At 32.8% G+C, this 18082-nt stretch carries 14 protein-coding genes; 3 read left to right on the top strand and 11 right to left on the bottom strand.

Features of this window, described 5'->3' with window-relative positions; genetic code table 11:
• Positions 1–51: 51 nt before the first annotated feature.
• On the top strand, positions 52–3402 hold the full coding sequence (gene secA / locus B0A57_RS01250; protein WP_034097853.1) for a preprotein translocase subunit SecA: 3351 nt from the start codon (positions 52–54) through the stop codon (positions 3400–3402).
• 70 nt (positions 3403–3472) lie between these two features.
• On the opposite strand, the gene B0A57_RS01245 is transcribed toward secA, so the two are convergent.
• The 4 genes from B0A57_RS01245 to B0A57_RS01230 all read right to left on the bottom strand — a co-directional run bounded on the left by B0A57_RS01245 (position 3473) and on the right by B0A57_RS01230 (position 7057).
• Entirely contained in the window at positions 3473–4435 is a 963-nt protein-coding gene (locus B0A57_RS01245) for a transporter family protein (protein ID WP_011962741.1), read from the bottom strand.
• Positions 4436–4441: 6 nt separating this feature from the next.
• Positions 4442–5485 (bottom strand): cytochrome-c peroxidase, encoded by a 1044-nt coding sequence (locus B0A57_RS01240; protein WP_011962740.1) that lies wholly within the window; start codon positions 5483–5485, stop codon positions 4442–4444.
• Positions 5486–5755: 270 nt separating this feature from the next.
• A complete protein-coding gene (locus B0A57_RS01235; protein WP_034097851.1) occupies positions 5756–6562 on the bottom strand; it encodes an MbnP family protein in 807 nt (268 codons plus the stop codon).
• Between the two features lie 123 nt (positions 6563–6685).
• The gene (locus B0A57_RS01230; RefSeq protein ID WP_227117443.1) at positions 6686–7057 is read right to left on the bottom strand and encodes a hypothetical protein; all 372 of its coding nucleotides are present in this window, start codon (positions 7055–7057) and stop codon (positions 6686–6688) included.
• Between the two features lie 342 nt (positions 7058–7399).
• Here B0A57_RS01230 and B0A57_RS01220 point away from each other — a divergent pair, with 342 nt between their 5' ends.
• A complete protein-coding gene (locus B0A57_RS01220; protein WP_034097849.1) occupies positions 7400–7789 on the top strand; it encodes a hypothetical protein in 390 nt (129 codons plus the stop codon).
• Here the strand turns inward: B0A57_RS01220 and B0A57_RS01215 are convergent, their stop codons facing one another.
• Both B0A57_RS01215 and B0A57_RS01210 read right to left on the bottom strand, forming a co-directional pair.
• The gene (locus B0A57_RS01215; RefSeq protein WP_034097847.1) at positions 7790–9193 is read right to left on the bottom strand and encodes an FAD-binding oxidoreductase; all 1404 of its coding nucleotides are present in this window, start codon (positions 9191–9193) and stop codon (positions 7790–7792) included.
• A 198-nt stretch (positions 9194–9391) separates the two neighbouring features.
• Positions 9392–10606 (bottom strand): MFS transporter, encoded by a 1215-nt coding sequence (locus B0A57_RS01210; protein ID WP_011962734.1) that lies wholly within the window; start codon positions 10604–10606, stop codon positions 9392–9394.
• Positions 10607–10701: 95 nt separating this feature from the next.
• Between B0A57_RS01210 and meaB the strand changes: the two genes are divergently transcribed.
• Positions 10702–11793 (top strand): methylmalonyl Co-A mutase-associated GTPase MeaB, encoded by a 1092-nt coding sequence (meaB, locus tag B0A57_RS01205; protein ID WP_052079088.1) that lies wholly within the window; start codon positions 10702–10704, stop codon positions 11791–11793.
• Positions 11794–11795: 2 nt separating this feature from the next.
• Here meaB and B0A57_RS01200 read toward each other — a convergent pair whose 3' ends face one another.
• From B0A57_RS01200 to B0A57_RS01180, 5 genes are all read right to left on the bottom strand, one after another.
• Positions 11796–12026, bottom strand: a complete 231-nt coding sequence (locus tag B0A57_RS01200; RefSeq protein ID WP_011962732.1) for a hypothetical protein — start codon at positions 12024–12026, stop codon at positions 11796–11798.
• A gap of 89 nt (positions 12027–12115) precedes the next feature.
• Entirely contained in the window at positions 12116–13024 is a 909-nt protein-coding gene (locus tag B0A57_RS01195; protein ID WP_034097841.1) for a prohibitin family protein, read from the bottom strand.
• Between the two features lie 135 nt (positions 13025–13159).
• Complete coding sequence (locus tag B0A57_RS01190) at positions 13160–14539, bottom strand: MATE family efflux transporter (RefSeq protein WP_011962730.1); 1380 nt, start codon at positions 14537–14539, stop codon at positions 13160–13162.
• Between the two features lie 97 nt (positions 14540–14636).
• Positions 14637–16442, bottom strand: coding sequence for a cytochrome c peroxidase (locus B0A57_RS01185; protein ID WP_034097839.1), 1806 nt, complete (start codon positions 16440–16442; stop codon positions 14637–14639).
• A gap of 105 nt (positions 16443–16547) precedes the next feature.
• Positions 16548–18020 carry a PhoX family protein gene (locus B0A57_RS01180; RefSeq protein ID WP_034097837.1) on the bottom strand — a complete coding sequence of 491 codons (1473 nt, stop codon included), beginning with the start codon at positions 18018–18020 and terminating at the stop codon, positions 16548–16550.
• Positions 18021–18082 lie beyond the last annotated feature (62 nt).

Below are 18082 nucleotides of genomic sequence, written 5' to 3'. Positions count from 1 at the left end.
TACAAGAGACTTTTTTTTGGTTAATTAAATAAAATTATAAACAAAATTATTATGAGTTTCATAAACAATATATTAAAAGTATTTGTAGGCGACAAATCGCAAAAAGACGTCAAGGCTATTCAGCCTATAATAGCTAAAATTAGAACTTTAGAAAATAGTTTAAGCAATTTGTCTCACGACGAATTAAGAGCTAAAACTGTTTATTTTAAAGATATAATTAAGCAAGCTCGTGCTGAGAAAGATACTAAAATTGAAAACTTAAAACTCGAGGTTGAAGCCATTCAAGATATCGATGCACGTGAAGATGTATATGCACAAATAGACATTCTTGAAAAAGAAGCTTACGAAATTTCTGAAAAAACATTAAACGAAATTCTTCCTGAAGCTTTTGCAGTGATTAAGGAAACAGCAAAACGTTTCAAAGAAAACAAACAAATTACCGTTACCGCTACTGCAAAAGACAGAGAACTTTCGGCAACAAAATCATACATCAACCTTGTTGGCGACACTGCAGTTTGGGCAAATTCTTGGAGTGCTGCAGGAAAAGAAATTACTTGGGACATGATTCACTATGACGTACAGCTCATAGGTGGGGTTGTCTTACACCAAGGAAAAATTTCTGAAATGCAAACTGGAGAAGGAAAAACTTTGGTGGCTACACTTCCCCTTTATTTGAATGCTTTAACAGGAAACGGTGTGCATTTAGTAACCGTAAATGACTACTTAGCAAAACGTGATAGCGCTTGGAAAGCACCATTATTCGAATTTCACGGATTGATGGTAGATTGTATCGATTTGCACCAACCCAATTCTGACGCACGCCGCAAAGCATACGATGCCGATATTACTTACGGAACAAATAACGAATTTGGTTTCGATTATTTGCGTGATAACATGGCACATTCGCCAGAAGATTTGGTTCAAAGAAAACACAATTTTGCCATTGTAGATGAGGTCGATTCTGTATTAATAGATGATGCTCGTACACCATTAATCATTTCAGGTCAAGTTGTAGATGGGGATCGTCATGAATTTACAGAATTGAAACCAAAAATTGAAAACTTAGTAAACATTCAACGTCAGTTGGCAAACGGATTTCTTACTGAAGCAAAACGTTTAATAAAAGAAGGAAATACTAAAGATGGTGGTTTTCAATTATTAAGAGCACACAGAGCATTACCTAAAAACAAAGCCTTAATTAAGTTTTTGAGTGAAGAAGGTATCAAAGCCCTTTTACAAAAAACGGAAAATCAATACATGTCCGATAACAATCGTGAAATGCCAAAAGTAGATGAAGCATTATATTTTGTTATTGAAGAAAAAAATAACCAAGTAGAATTAACAGATAGTGGAATCGAAATCATGTCTAAAGATACGGAAGATACCTTCTTCGTATTACCAGACATTGGAACCGAAATCGCTCGTATCGAAAAATTAAATCTTTCGGTTGAAGAACAAGGAGAACAAAAAGAAAAATTATTTCAAGATTTTAGTGTAAAAAGTGAACGTATTCACACCTTAACACAACTTCTAAAAGCTTATACATTATTCGAAAAAGATACAGAATATGTATTAATGGATAATAAAGTAATGATTGTCGATGAGCAAACTGGTCGTATTATGGATGGCCGTCGTTATTCTGACGGATTACACCAAGCGATTGAAGCCAAAGAAAACGTAAAAATTGAAGATGCAACGCAAACTTACGCTACTGTAACTTTACAAAATTATTTCAGAATGTACAGCAAATTAGCTGGTATGACTGGAACAGCAGTTACTGAAGCAGGTGAGCTTTGGGAAATATACAAACTAGATGTTGTAGAGATTCCTACAAACCGTGGCATGTCACGTATAGACAAAGAAGATTTAATATATCGTTCGGTTCGTGAAAAATTTAATGCAGTGATCGAAGATGTTGTAGGACTTTCTCAATCAGGAAGACCAGTGCTTATTGGTACAACATCGGTAGAAATTTCTGAATTATTAAGCCGAATGCTTAAAATGAGAAACATTCCTCATAATGTTTTAAATGCAAAAATGCACAAGCAAGAAGCACAAATCGTAGAAGAAGCAGGAAAACCTGGCGTAGTAACTATTGCTACAAACATGGCTGGTCGTGGTACCGATATTAAACTTACTGCTGAAGTAAAAGCCGCTGGAGGTTTAGCAATCATTGGTACAGAACGCCACGATTCTCGTCGTGTAGACCGCCAGTTACGTGGTCGTGCAGGTCGCCAAGGTGATCCAGGAAGTTCTCAATTTTATGTATCGCTAGAAGATAACTTGATGCGTCTTTTTGGTTCTGATAGAGTTGCTAAAATTATGGACAGAATGGGATTGCAAGAAGGGGAAGTAATTCAACATTCTATGATGACTAAATCTATCGAACGTGCTCAGAAAAAAGTAGAAGAAAACAACTTCGGAACTCGTAAACGTTTGTTAGAATATGATGATGTTATGAACTCGCAACGTGAGGTAGTTTACAAACGCCGTCGTCACGCTTTACACGGCGAACGTCTAAAACTAGACATCGCCAATATGATGTATGATACTTGTGAAGTAATTGTAGAAAAAAACAAATTAACTGGTGATTTCAAAAATTTTGAATTCGAATTAATTAAAAATTTATCTATCACATCGCCAGTTACGCAAGCAGATTTTGCTAAACTTTCTGATATAGAATTAACAGGAAAAACATACAAAGCCGCTTCTGAATATTATACTGAGAAAAACATACGTGATGCACACGAAGCGTTTCCAATTATTAGAAATGTTTACGAAAATCCAGGCAATAGTTTTGAGCGTATTATAGTTCCGTTTACTGATGGAATAAAATCACTAAACGTAGTTACCGATTTGAAGAAAGCATACGAGAGTCAAGGAAAACAATTGGTTGCTGATTTTGAAAAAAATATCACATTAGCCATTGTTGATGATGCTTGGAAAAAACATTTACGTAAAATGGATGAGATGAAACAATCTGTGCAACTAGCAGTTCATGAACAAAAAGACCCTTTGCTTATTTATAAGTTTGAAGCTTTCAAATTGTTTAAAAATATGCTAGATGGCATTAATAAAGAAGTAATTTCATTCTTATTTAAAGGCGATTTGCCGCAACAACAAAATAATATTCAAGAGGCAACACAAATTCGTCAGAAAGAAAATTATATAGAAAGTAAAGACGAAATTCTTAATATAGAAGAACAAGCAGAACGCAATCATGAAGCTGGGCAAACACAACAACATCAAGTTACAGAAACTATTGTTCGTGATATGCCAAAAATAAACCGTAATGATACTGTAAAAATTCAGAACGTTGCCAACGGACAAATTGAAGAACTAAAATTTAAAAAAGCCGAAATTTTATTAAATGCTGGCACTTGGGTTTTAGTTAGTGAATAACTATTACGCTTAAAAAAAAATCCTCAATTATACTTATATAATTGAGGTTTTTTTTTAAACTATTTTTTTTTTATAAACTATAATTCAAATTAAAACTCCATCGATAATTAGCTTCTACATTTCCGCTTGCTAAGTTCTGATTTATTGGAAGCATAGCATTAGCACCAAATGATAATTTATCTTTTCCTATTTCAAATCCAAGCTTTCCAAAAATAATATCGCCAGCAGTATCTTTTAATTTTTGCTTGTGATGGTAATTATCCTGATAAACTTCTCCTGCAAAACCTAATTGTGGCGCAATAGAAATACTATTTTTTTCGTACAAATAGAAAAATGTTCCTGCATAATTAAATTGATTTCCAAACTGATAAAATTTAGTGTTTTCAGTTTTTACTATATAATTAAGCATCGTATTTAAACCTATTTTTTTTCTCTTTATTGTATATTCCGTTGCAAATAAATAATCCCAACTTCCAGTTCCAACCTGAAAGCTTTGGTTTATACTTCCTGTATTATTTTTATCGTTAAATTCTCCTGTTGGCAATTTAACCCCACCCCCTAACTGTAGGGTATGAACAAAATAGGTACTATCCTTATGTGTCTGATACAATTGATACATTGCTAAAACTGTAATATCGCCTATTCCTTTAATATCCTGATTGCCTATTTTAGTTTCTCGAGTATGAAAATGAAATGGCACTAAGGCAGTAACCTGAATGTTTTTATAAACTGGTATTCGCGCCCAAACTTGAGCAGTTTGATAATTCTCATTGTACCATGGCGAATTACTATATAATCCGTCGGAACTTTTGTATTGCTGATTAAAATATCTAATGCCTACAAAATTAGAATTTATCATCGATGCAAAACCCATACTACCGCCACTTGCAGAACAACCACAAGCATCGCACATTACTTTCTCTGGAAATAAATAATGCTTTGTAAACGGGTTCTTATTAAATAATAAACTATCTTTTTCTATTGCATTTGCAAATTGGAATGTAATTAAAACTATTAAAATATATTTCTTCATTTGTGTTTAATATTCTGAAAATCGTTTATCGGTAAGATATTGATTGTCGGTTAAGGTTTTTAAGAAAGCTATCAATTTTGTTTTTTCTAAACTCGTTAATGAAATTCCTAAGACTCCATTTGTATGCAAACTTGGATCTAATGTTGCAGAATTTACAATCCCATTAGAGTAATGATCTAGAACAGCATCGAGTGTAAAAAACCGTCCATCATGCATATATGGTGCTGTTTTCTCTATATTTCTAAGACTTGGAACTTTAAATTTATGCAAATCTTGTGCTAATTCTGTGACACGAAATCTGCCTATATCATTAACTTGTGGGTTAATCGCCAAACCGTTATTTCTAAAGGAATTGTCTGTAAACAAATCTGTTGCATGACATGAGGCACATTTTTGATTAAAAATAGTATAACCGCCTAACTCTTCTTGTGTAAGTGTTCCGCCTGTTTCATGTCTTCGGTATTTATCAAAACGGGAGTTACTTGATGTTACCATAACCATAAACTGTCCTAATGCTTTTAGCATATTTTCGGAGTTTATTTCTCTGTTAATAAATGCGATTTTGAATAATTTTTGATATTCAGCATCAGATTTCATCATGGCAATTGTATTGCCAAAATTTCCATTCATTTCTACCGGATTCGTAAAAGGCAAAATAGACTGCATGTCTAAATGGCTTGCTGCTCCGTCCCACATAAAACTAGTTTGAAATGCTAAATTCTGAATAGGTGGTGCATTTCTTATTCCAACTTCATTATTTACACCATGGCTAACAGAATGCCCGTGATGCGTAAAAGCATTTTCTTGAATATGACAAAATCCGCAAGAAATTAATCCATCTGATGATAATCTTCCGTCATAAAATATTTTTTTTCCTAATTCGAAACCTTTCTCGGTTAATGGATTGTTATTTAAATCATAAGCTAATGGCGGAAAATTTGAAGGTACTTTATAGTCTATTGGAATATTAACATAATTATCTGTATTATCAACTTTAGAACAACTCCAAAAAAAAGGCATAATGAGTAACAATATATATTTTGTTTTCATGCTTTTAAAAAATTATAAAAGTGATTAGAAAAAATAGCTTATTTTTATTAATTACAGCATTTTGCATTAGGGATTGAAGTAAAAATTCTTTTTGAGGCTTTTTATGCCTCAAAAAGATTTTTACTATACTTTTATTTTTATCGGAGTTCCGTGGCTTCGTTTGCAACGCAGAGCACGACCCTTGCGGTAAAGACCAAATAATGAGCTTTTAAAAAATGTTGTTATTATATAAAATGAAGCGAAAAAATCTAATCGCTTTTAATTAAAGTATTAATCGTTGTGAACATGGTCTACAACAAACATTTCAGATAGGTTTGAAGTGATTAATGGCAAATTAGCACCGCCCATAATCATAGCGCCCATACCGTTCCTATTGTTGTCTGAAAGTTTAATTTTATTTGTACCATCTATAATTTTTGCAACATCTGCAAAAATATGTACATCGGGGGTAATAGTGGTTCTAACAGTTGCATTTTGAGGAAAATTAATCGTAACTTCTTTATAATTATATGCTGCAGCTATTTTGCCTGTATGCACCATAAAACTAGTATCGGTAGTTGCTGTAGGGGAAGTAAACATCCCTTCAAACATTACAAACTTATAACCAGCACTCCATGACCACATCATACCTGCGTCTTGTGCTTGTGTCAAGAAATCTCCCTGCCCTGTAGCGCCAAGTCTAAATTGAGCCTCATCGACACCAATACCAAAGGTTACTTTTGTATAGTTTCCTGCAGGAATACTTTTTAGGACTATTTTGCGGCTAGTTTCTTTAGCTTCATCAATAATAAAATAGCTATTTGCTTTTGGATAAACGTATATACTTCCGTCGTCTTTAGTTAATACGATATTACTTACAATGTACTTGCATTCAGATATTTTTAATTTTTCCCCTTGAGAGGTTGTGTTTACTTGTGTATTTAAAATTAAATTAGAGCTACCAAAAACGTTATCAAATTCTAAACCAACACGTCCTTCTCCAGTTATTACATTTATAGGATCTTCATTTTTTGAACATGAAGCAAATACTAACACTAGGGCTATTATAGCCATTATTTTTTTTAATTGAAATTTCATCTTTTTATTTATTATAGGTTGTAAAAATGCAGTTTGAAAAATAATTTTTCAAACAATTTTGAACATAAGTTCTCATAGTTCTAAAAATTAAGAACCAACAAAGCACAATTAGTGTGCAAAACTTTACAAAATAATACTTGGCGGATGAAAAGTAGTGGTACTATTCAGATAATTATATAAATTAGAATAGTTAAAATTAAGAACTCGTATTGGTAAGAATGAAGCATTAGGAAATATAACTGCTGTAATTTCCTGAAAAAATAAAACTTCGAATTCTTTTACGATAATTTTTTTATCAGAAAAAGGTTTTTCTGTATCCGAAGATTTGGCAAGCTGACTAATTAGATAACATTTTCCGTCACATCCCATTATTGGAGTTTCTTTATTTACACAAAGAACTTTTGTAATATAATCATAATTAACAAGATACTCAACAACCGGCAGTACTGGTTTGAGCAACATGAATAATGTTAATATAAATAGTGATTTTTTCACCTTGCAAAGGTATGTTTTTTTCTAAATAAATTTAAAAAAAAATTAATTATAATTAAACTATTATATGTTCGATACTTTATACTAATTCTTCTACCTTTATAAAAAACTTAAAAAATAACTTATAAAATATATTATCATGGCAAAAAGTCAAGACGCAAAAAAAACCGAAAAAAAGGAACCTCTTAAAACAGCTAAAGAAAAGAAGGAAGAAAAAAGAGAAAAGAAAAACAACCCTAAAAGAGATTAACAAAATATTTAAATCCCCAACTGCTAAAAGTGGTTGGTTTTTTTTTATTAAAATTAAAAAACAAAAACTACTTTTGTAAAAAATAATTATCAGAAATGCCAAATAGTCATACTTACACAACGATTTTTAATAAATTTAAAGAAAGCATTAATGATGGAACTTTTGCCAAGCTAACCTTAGCAAAAACCATTGGAAATACTCAATTGATGAATATTTATGTGCGAACAATTGTAGTAGACGACCAGCTATTGTTGTGTTTAAAATTTAAATTTCAGCAAGAAGAAATAATAGAAAATCATGGTATTGATGAAGCTATTTTTATATTAACCCCTTATATGAATAACCCCTTTTTATCTATTTTGTTGTTTACCACCCAAGCCGATGTTACCTTAAAACTAAACAAAAAACGTGTGGCAACAATTACAGAAAAAGAGCCTACTTTTAAAAATGCTGATCCTACTTTATTAGAATTTATGGCCCGTTAATTAAAATTCATCTGGGAAAATTTTCCCTGGATTTAAAATATTATTAGGATCGAAAACAAATTTTATTCTTTCCATTAGCTCTAAGTGTGTTTTAGAAAAAGCAATATCCATATAGTTTTTTTGCACCAATCCGATACCGTGCTCGCCAGATAAGGTTCCTTTTAGCGAGACTGTTAGTTCGAAAATTTCTCGAATTCCTCTTGTAACTTGCGTATTCCAATTGTTATTAGTCATGTCGCCTTTGATGATGTTTACGTGCAAATTTCCGTCGCCAGCATGGCCATAACAAACGGATTTAAACCCATATTTTGCTCCAATTTCTTTAATACCAGAAAGCAATTTTGGCAATTCGTATCGTGGCACAACAGTATCTTCTTCTTTGTAAATAGAATTTGCTTTTACGGCTTCGGCAACTGATCGACGCATTTTCCAAAGTGTGTTTTTTTGCTCTTCGTTATCGGCAAAAAGGATTTCGTCTGTTTCAAATTCTTCGACGACATTCATGATTTTTTCGGCTTCTTGCAGCAGAATTTCCGGATAATTCCCATCTACTTCTATGAGTAAATGGGCTTGAATATTGTCTTTGATATTAATATTAATAGTGTTATTGAATTTGAGAGTCCAATCTATTGCATCACGTTCCATAAATTCTAATGCACTTGGAATAATTCCTGCTCTAAAAATAGCAGAAACTGCTTCGCAAGCCTGATTTGCTTGGTAAAAAGGAACTAACATGAGTACATTATGCGTTACTTTTGGCAATAGTTTCATGACAATTTTGGTAATGATTCCTAAAGTTCCTTCGCTCCCCACCATGAGTTGGGTTAGGTTATATCCTGTAGAATTTTTTAGTGTGTTTGCTCCTGTCCAAATAATTTCTCCTGTAGCTAAAACGACTTCTAGGTTTAGCACGTAATCTTTTGTAACGCCATATTTTACGGCCCTTGCACCTCCTGCATTTTCGGCAACGTTTCCTCCTATCCAACAGCTTCCTTGGCTACTTGGATCTGGCGGATAAAACAATCCTTTTTCTGCGACTGCTTCTCGCAAAACTTGTGTAATTACGGCTGGTTCGACAGTTACTTGTAGATTTTTCTCGTCGATATTTAGGATTTTATTAAAACGCTCCATCGACATACCAATGCCTTGATAAATAGATAAGGCACCGCCACTTAAACCTGTTCTGGCTCCTATTGGGGTGGTTGGTATTTTATGTTGGTTGGCTACTTTTAGTATTTCTGAAACTTGGTAAGCATTTGCTGGTTTTACTACTACATTTGGCGGGAAAATATAATCTTCGGTTTCGTCGTGACCGTAATGATTACAGGTTTCTTGGTCTGTAAATACGAAAGTTTCGCCTACTATTTTATGTAATTTTTGAAGTATTTGTGTGGTAATTTGCATTTGGTTGTATTTTGAAACAAATTTAATAAACTTAACTATATAGTTTGCAAAGGTTTTGGCAAAGTTCAGAAATTTTTTTGCCTAGAATTTTAAATTTAAGACGCAAGCCCTAGCCCCGATTGAAACGGAAATCCTTTTTATTTTTCCTTTAAAAATAAAAAGATTGCAGTGTAAAGCGGGAAATAGCTCCTAAAGAAATTATACTTTTTTCTTGTTTATATTGGGTAAGAAATAACAAATTATTCCTAGAATTGGCAAGTAGGAACAGAGTTGATACACGAATGTAATTGAGGTATGGTCTGCTAGGATTCCTAGTAATGCTGATCCTAAAGCGCCCATTCCGAAGGCAAATCCGTAAAAAAGTCCTGATACCATTCCTAGTTTTTTGGGTAATAATTCTTGTGCATAAACGATGATGGCTGGAAAAGCTGAGGATATTATAATTCCTATGATTATCATGAGAATATCTGTATAGAAAAGATTGGCATAGGGTAGTAATAATGCAAATGGTGTGGCACCAAAAACAGAAAACCAAATGATGTATTTTCGCCCAAATTTATCGCCCAAAGGTCCACCAAGAATTGTTCCTAAAGCATAGGCTATTAGATATAGAAACATGTGATATTGTGCTTGCTTGATGGTTAAATTAAATTTTTCGATGATAAAAAACTGATAATAGGTAGAGAGGCTTGCGGAGTAGAAAAACTTAGTAAAAATTACAAACAGTAAGATGGCTATGGCTATTTTTACTTTTTGCTCAGGTAAATCATGTTGTGCGATAAAAAGTTGTTTTTTGTGTAATTTTAGTTTCAAATTATCTTGGTACCAAAAGGCAATTTTAGAAATTATAATTAACCCAAGAGATGAAGTAACTAAAAACCATAGTATGTATTTTTGAGAATTTGGCACTACGATTGCAGCAACTAATAAAGGTGCAATGGCTGTACCTAGGTTACCGCCAACTTGAAAAATAGATTGTGCCAATCCTCTTTTTCCGCCCGATGCCATGTTAGAAATTCGAGCTGATTCTGGATGAAAAATGGCTGATCCTAGACCAATTAGCATAACTGAAACGATTATCCAGGGTAAATTATTAGCGTACGAAATGGAAATGATACCCAAGGAAGAGAATATCATACCGTAAACTTGGGAAAATGGTTTTGGATATTTGTCTGTATAATACCCTACAAATGGTTGAAATATTGAGGCTGTGAGTTGAAATGAAAAGGTTATTAATCCGATTTGGGTAAATGTTAATCCGTAATTTTGTTTTAAAATTGGATAAATAGATGGGATTATAGCCTGAATTAAATCGTTAAGTAAATGGGCAAAACTTATTGAAAAAAGGATTGAAAAAATAGTTTTTTGAACTAAGTTGCTTTTATTTTCTAGGATAACACTTTCTGTAGCCACAAGAATTTATATTTTGGTTGCGCAAAAATACTATTTATAGATTTGAAATGAGTGGCATTTATTTAATTTTTATAGTATTTTTACACAAAGCATAATTGAAATTGAAAAATAAAAATAAAAAATCGGCATTAACAGAGAATCAAGGCATAGAAAAACCTGAAATTATTAGTACTGTTGCTGTTGCTCAAATTCAACGATTTAGAAGGATTCAGCCTTCATCAGAAGCGTTGGTAAGTGGTATTTTATCAGGCAATATAACGGCTTTAAGTCGTGCTATTACACTCGTAGAAAGTACTAGTTTTTCGCATATAGACAAAGCCAATAAAGTCATAAATACTTGTTTGCCTTATGCTAACAAATCGGTTCGTATTGGAATTACGGGTGTTCCTGGCGTAGGAAAAAGCACTTTTATTGAAGCTTTTGGAAAACACTTAACGGGTTTGGGTAAAAAGGTGGCCGTTTTAGCTGTAGATCCTTCTAGTACAATTTCTCACGGAAGTATTCTTGGTGACAAAACCCGAATGGAAGAGCTAGTAAAAGACCAAAATGCCTATATAAGACCAAGTGCATCGGGAGAAACTTTAGGCGGTGTGGCACGAAAAACTCGTGAAACTATAACACTTTGTGAAGCTGCTGGTTTTGATACTATTATTATAGAAACTGTAGGTGTAGGACAAAGTGAAACGGCGGTACATAGTATGGTCGATTTCTTTTTACTTTTGAAAATTTCTGGTGCTGGCGACGAACTACAAGGTATAAAACGTGGTATTATGGAAATGGCAGATGCTATTGTTATAAACAAAGCTGATGGTGATAATATTAGAAAGGCTAATTTGGCTAAAACCGAATTTAATAGGGCCTTACATCTTTTTCCTGCAAAAAAATCAGGTTGGATTCCTACAACTTCCACTTGTAGTGCTATTACTCATGAAGGAATTCCTGAGGTTTGGAAAACGATTTGTAATTTTACAGCACTTACAAAATTAAACCATTATTTTTTCGAAAAACGAAAAGAACAAAACCAATATTGGATGTTGGAAACCATCAACGAACAATTGAAAACAAATTTTTTCAATCATCCCCAAATTTATAAATTATTGGAAGAAAACAAAAAAGCAGTTGCAAATGATGAAATTTCACCTTTTGCAGCCGCTCAGAATTTGCTAGAAACGTATTTTAAAAAATAAACTTATTCTTTCTCATAACGTTCCATTTCTCGATCATAAAAAGCGTTTGCTTGTTCTATTAATCCTTCCATTTCAGTATTTAGCTCCCCTTCGTCTAGATCTTCGGCTTCTTCCATAAACTCGACCTCATCATCTTTTAGGTTAATAATAAATCGAGGATAATCTAGGTGAATGATAAAAATATCGTCTGGAAAATCAGTGTTGTCGCCTAGTAAAAATTTTGGTAATTCCATATTTGTTGTTAATTCTGTTATTTGTTAATTCTATTATTTAAAACCCGAATGAACGAGTAAACAAATAACCGAATTAACTTTTAAAAAATCTATTTATCTGATAAAATCACTGGAGAATTTTTTCCGTTCATGAAAATAATTTTCGTGTTAGGAGAAGTTGCTATTTCTTTTTGTGCTTTTATTTGTTCGTATTGCAATTGTTTGTCTGTTAGTCCTGTCGAAATAATTCTTTGGTAGTCAGCAATACCCTGTGCTTCTACTCTTTTTCTTTCGGCTTCTTGCTTTTCTTTTTGTAAGACGAATGTCATTTTTTGCGCATCTTGTTCGGCATTTATTTTACTTTCGATGGTGGCTTTTACAGATTGTGGCAAATTGATGTTTCGTATTAGTAATTGTTCTAATATTAAACCCCGAGATTTGAAATCGGCTTCAATACTTTTAAAAATTCGTTGCTGAAACTCATTTCTTTTTGTAGAATATAAGGCAATTGCGTCATAATAAACAGCATTGTCACGAATACGTGTTCTAGTAATTGGTCTTACAATTTTATTAGAATAATCGGCACCAATTGTTTTTAGAATTCTTGGCGCATCGGTTGGAGAAATTCTATATAAAACCGTCAAATCTATGACTACTTCTAGCCCATCGTTTGACAAAACACGAATAGCGTCGTCTCCTTCTTGGGCTCCTTCGCTATGAATTGCCGACATGGTGTAGTTTTGTGTTTGGGTATCGAAAATGGTAACATCCATGAGTGGATTTATGAGTTGCAATCCGCTTTCTAGAACATCTGCTTTTACGCTTCCGTAAAGAGATTGCACACCTACTTTTCCTGCATCTATTTGTTTAAACATTGATGAAAAAATGCCTAAAAAGATTACTACAATTCCTACCGTTCGTAAAATACTAGAGAATTTTGAAAACGGATTATTTAAATTATTCTTTATTGAAAAACTCACAGCTAATAAAACAATTCCAATTATAATAAATAGTGTCATTTTTTGATGATTATTTTGTTTGATGATTATACGCTCAAATACTATTTAAGTTACAATTAGTAGAAATTATATTTTAAAAAGTTACAAGTCATAAAGTCTTGTGTTACTTAAAACTTTATGCTCTTCGCCTTTAAACTATTTATGATTTTCTCTAACTAATTTTTTTGTCAAATTATGAAAACGAATATACAAAAATAGTGCCGCCACCGTTAATCCTGCCAAAAGCCCTATCCAGATTCCTGTTGCTTTCAGATTTGTATATAATCCTAAATAAAAAGAAATAGGAAAACCAACCACCCAATAAGCTATAAAGGTTATATACATTGGGATTTTTACATCTTGCAAACCACGCAAAGCGCCTAGAACAACTACTTGTATTCCGTCTGAAATTTGAAAAATCGCTGCCACTAACAGTAATTGTGCTGTAATTTTTATAATTTCTATATTGTCTAAAGCTTGATTTGCGTCGTTCATATTTAAAAACAAATGAGGCAAGAAATTGTGAAAAACAATAAATACAAGGGCAAAAATAGTTTCTAAAATGATGGCTAAGATAAATATAGATTTTGCAACGATAATCAAATTTTTATAATCGTTTAGCCCTTTCTGATTGCTTACTCTTATCATAGCAGTAACATTTAATCCCATGGCAAACATAAATGTTGTGGTGGCTAATGTTAGTGCAATTTGATTTGCTGCTTGGTGATTTTTACCTATAGAACCCGAGAGCCAAATAGCGGCTGTAAACAAAGTTACTTCGAAAAGCATTTGCATGGCAGAAGGAAAACCAAGGTTAATAATTTTTTTAATAGCCGATTTTCTAATTTCTTTAAAACTAAAATGTTTAAAATATTTTTTCATTTCATGGTTTTTTCTTAGCATAAAGTGCATGAAAACAACCATTATAATTCTCGAGATTACAGTTCCCAAAGCGGCTCCTATTATACCTAATTTTGGAAAAATCCAGATTCCGTAAATTAGTACATAGTTAAAAAATACGTGCACTACATTGGTAAAAAAAATAGCATACATAGAATATTTTGTTTTCGATAATCCGTCAGCAAATTGTTTGTACCCTTGGTAAATAATAACAGGAATTAGCGAAAAAGCAACCCAATCTATATAAGGTGCAGCTAAATCTACCACTGCTTTTGGTTGGTGCATGAGTAGCATAATAGGTTTAGACAAAACTATTAGCATAAACAATATAACGCCTATAATAGTACACAAAAATAACCCGTGGTGAAAAGTAGAACGAATTTTTTTGTCGTCTTTTGCGGCATCAGCTTCTGCTATAATTGGGGTAATTGCTGTGGAAAATCCAATTCCTATAGACATTCCTATAAATATAAAACTGTTCCCTAATGATACGGCGGCCAACTCGGTCGAACCTAGATTTCCAACCATCAAGTTATCTACAATTCCTATTAAGGTATGTCCTAACATTCCTAAAATAACAGGATACGCTAGTTTTATATTTTCGGAAAATTCTTTGGTGTATTGAGAGAAATTCAATTTGATGTTTTTTTAGGTTGACAAATATAAATGAAAACAATGGCAAAAATCAATGGCAATGACAAAAATGAATGGTAAAATCTTAAAAATATCAATTTTAGATTTTCATCGATTTTTGATATTGATTTTTGATATTGATTTTATTTTTGTCAGTCAATGTTCTAATAAAGGCTATAAGTTGCTTTTTTTCAATAGCTGTCAAATTTAATTTGTCTTCTGGAAGGGTTTGGTTTGAAAGGTTAAAACCCAATCCTTTTCCGCCTCCGTCATTATAAAAATTAATCACTTCGCCAAGTGTTTTATAAACCCCATTATGCATATATGGTGCAGTTAGGGCAATATTCCTGAGGGTTGGTGTTTTGAAAGAATATTTATGAATTTCGGCTTTTGTTAATTCGAATTTTCCTAAATCTTCATCTATTTTTTTGTAGTTATTAGGAACGCCAAGCACTTCACTTTCTGATTTTTCAAAATGAGGCGGAACCGTACCATTTGTTAATGGGATAAAGTGACAAGTAGCACATTTTGCTTTTCCAGCAAATAAATTAAAACCTTCTTTTTCGTCGTTAGTAAGGGTTTCGTTTCCTCTCATATATTCATCAAATTTCGAATCATAATTACTCAACGACCTGATATAAGATGCTAAAGCATTTTTTACCGCAAACTCATCTATTTCCTTTTTAGGAAATGCTTGTATGAATCGGGTTTTATAATTTACCTCTTTTTTTAATCTCAAAATAGATTCTGCCAAAGAACCATGCATTTCATTCTTATTAGCAATCACTGCCAAGGCCTGATCTTCAAGATAATTTACCCTAGAATCCGAAAAAAATACTCTTTGGAATGCAATATTAGAAAGCGTTGGTGTGTTTCTTTTTACTACAGATTTTCCGTCAAATGAAGTTGCTTTTTCTAAGCCATCAGTAAATGCAGATTCTGAGTGGTGACAAGAAGCACATGAACGAGTATTATTACTAGATAAAATGGGATCATTAAATAATAATTTTCCTAATTCGATTTTTTCGGGCGTGGTTTGATAATCTGGAAATGCTGAAAAAGCTTCAGCATCAAAAGCATTTTCTTCAAATAAAGTTTGAGCAGTTGTTCTTAATCCTCTCATTTCTTTAATAACAGGAATTTTTAAGGCATTTTGCGTTTTGCATATAGCAATGCTTAATGGGTTTGCTATTTTTGTTATAAAAAATCCTCTGTCAAAAGCATTAAAATTATGGTGTGTTTTTAGATAGGATTTAGCCTCTTCTATTGTTTTTAAAACAGTTTTAAATGTAGCATCATCTGAATCTTTAGTATAAACTTTGTAATATTTTTCGATACTTTTTATTGAAGATAAAGCTTCTGGAATAGAATTTTGTACAATTGGCGAATCAAATCCAGTAATTCCTAAAGTGATGGTTCTAAAAATTTCTAAACGCATCGCATCAAAAATATGAGAATCTGTTAATTCATTGGTTTGAGAAACGGTATCCAATCTTTTTAAATTGGCTGATAGAATGCCTATTTCTTTCAAAAGGTCTTTTTTAGATTTTTTATCATACTTTGGAAAAATAAATTCTTCAATAACTTGAAATCCTTCTGGAGGAACAGTTTTACCTTCATCTTCTTCGAATTCGCTTAATGCAGGACCGTTAATAGCTTTAGAAACAACAGGAAAATAATATTCGCTAATCATTTCAACTTGCTTGTAGGCTTGATGTGCTTCTAAAAAATGTGTTTGAATTTGTGCCAAAGTCGCATCAGATTGTATCGCATTTTCTAGTATCGCAACTCTTTGTATTAACAAACCAATATCTGTTTTAAATATTTCGTTTATTTTTTCATGCTTGGGTTGGTTCTTACAGGAGAAAACCGAAAATATTATTATAAGAAGAAAACACTTTTTCATGATCAATTTTGAACGATTTATAAATATTGAAAATAACAAAAAAAACAGAGACCACGATTTCAGAAGGAAACCGTGGTTGCTGTAACTTTTTAATTAAAAATAGAATTATCTTGCCAATCCTTTGAGGACCACAATTTGGCTTGCTTGGTCTTCGTTAGGACGATTGGTTCCCCCATCTACCCCTTTGTAACGGGCTCCTCTCCAAGAATGCGACTGAACGCTTAACATAAATGTATCTTCTATTCCTAATTGTTCTGAAACATCTATTAAAGCACCATATTCCCAAGATCCTTTTCTGTCTGGAGTTGGGGTACCAGGAGTAATTACATTATATTTTGCGGCATCGGTTGCAGTACGATGGTGATCTAATTCTACAACTACTTTTAGTTGTTTTGTAGCAAAATTATATTGATAAATATAACCATCATGGGTTTCATCTCCATAATCATTAGCATCTTCTTCTATATAAGCGTAATTTTTTGTTACACAAATATTATCTGGATTTTGAAATTTTCCAGCAATTCCCGAGCGATCATCACCATCAAGAATTACTTCTAGAGTTCCTGCTAATGGGTTATTGGCATCTAAATTTAATTTGTAAACTCTTCCGTATTTAGTTCTTGAAGCATCTGCATTATTTCCAGAAAGATTTTGTCCTGTTACATTAAAATAAATTTCTCTATCTGCAGCTTGTCCGCCTTTTCTGTAATCTAAATCTTCAACTCTACCAAACTTTATAGCTTTTAGCGTATTGACCGAAGCGTTAATTTGTGCTCCAGTTAAAGTGGTGTGATTGTCAATTTTTACAAAACTAACATTATACGTTTGGTTAGTAACCATATCTTTCTCTCTTTGGTTGTCATCGTTTCTTTTCATCATATACAAAGAACCATTAGACAAATCGCCAACAGCATTCGAGACATACATAAAAAGCTGACCACCACTTGTACCAGAGTCATCATCTCCAATTACAATTACTGTTTTTCCAGCAAACGCATTCTTATTTAGCGGCAAAGCATTCTCGGCGCTCAACCTTCCTAAACTAGGCAATTCTTTAGAAATACCTGCTAAACCAATAGTCCCAAAAGGATCTAATGCGTGCGTACGAGATTCTTCTCCAGACTCACCACAAGTTAAATAAAGTGGTCCAAAACCATGTTCTGCAGGAGTTGCCATTGTAGCGCCACACAATCTCCATGTTCCGCCGTTAGAATTTAATAAATACTCGCCTTTAGTAGGTTTAAAACTTTTATCTAAAGTAATTCTAGAAACCGAAAAATTATCTTCATGATTTACTAAAAAAGTAAAAGTCCCATCTGCATTTCTAAGCAAACCCGACCCATCTGCAGAACCGCCAAAAACAAAATTAGGACTTCCCGCCAAAACATCATCGGAACCTATTAATGAAAAAAGCTGAAGGTTTTCGAAACCCGCTTGCTTTTTTAACAAAGTTGGGGTTACAGAATGATTAGCAAGAACCACACCTTCTACAGGAGTACTTGCGCTAATTGATTCGCTATCTTTATTACAAGAAACTAACGAAACAAAAACAAATAAGGGTAAAATAATTTTTTTCATCTTTGTAATTAATTTTTTAATTCGATGCAAAGAAACAGCATCAATCTTAATCACAAATGAAT

It is taken from the genome of Flavobacterium psychrophilum DSM 3660 = ATCC 49418, assembly GCF_002217405.1.
In the GTDB taxonomy this organism is placed as follows: domain Bacteria; phylum Bacteroidota; class Bacteroidia; order Flavobacteriales; family Flavobacteriaceae; genus Flavobacterium; species Flavobacterium psychrophilum.
This window is presented reverse-complemented; position numbering and strand designations above follow the sequence as displayed.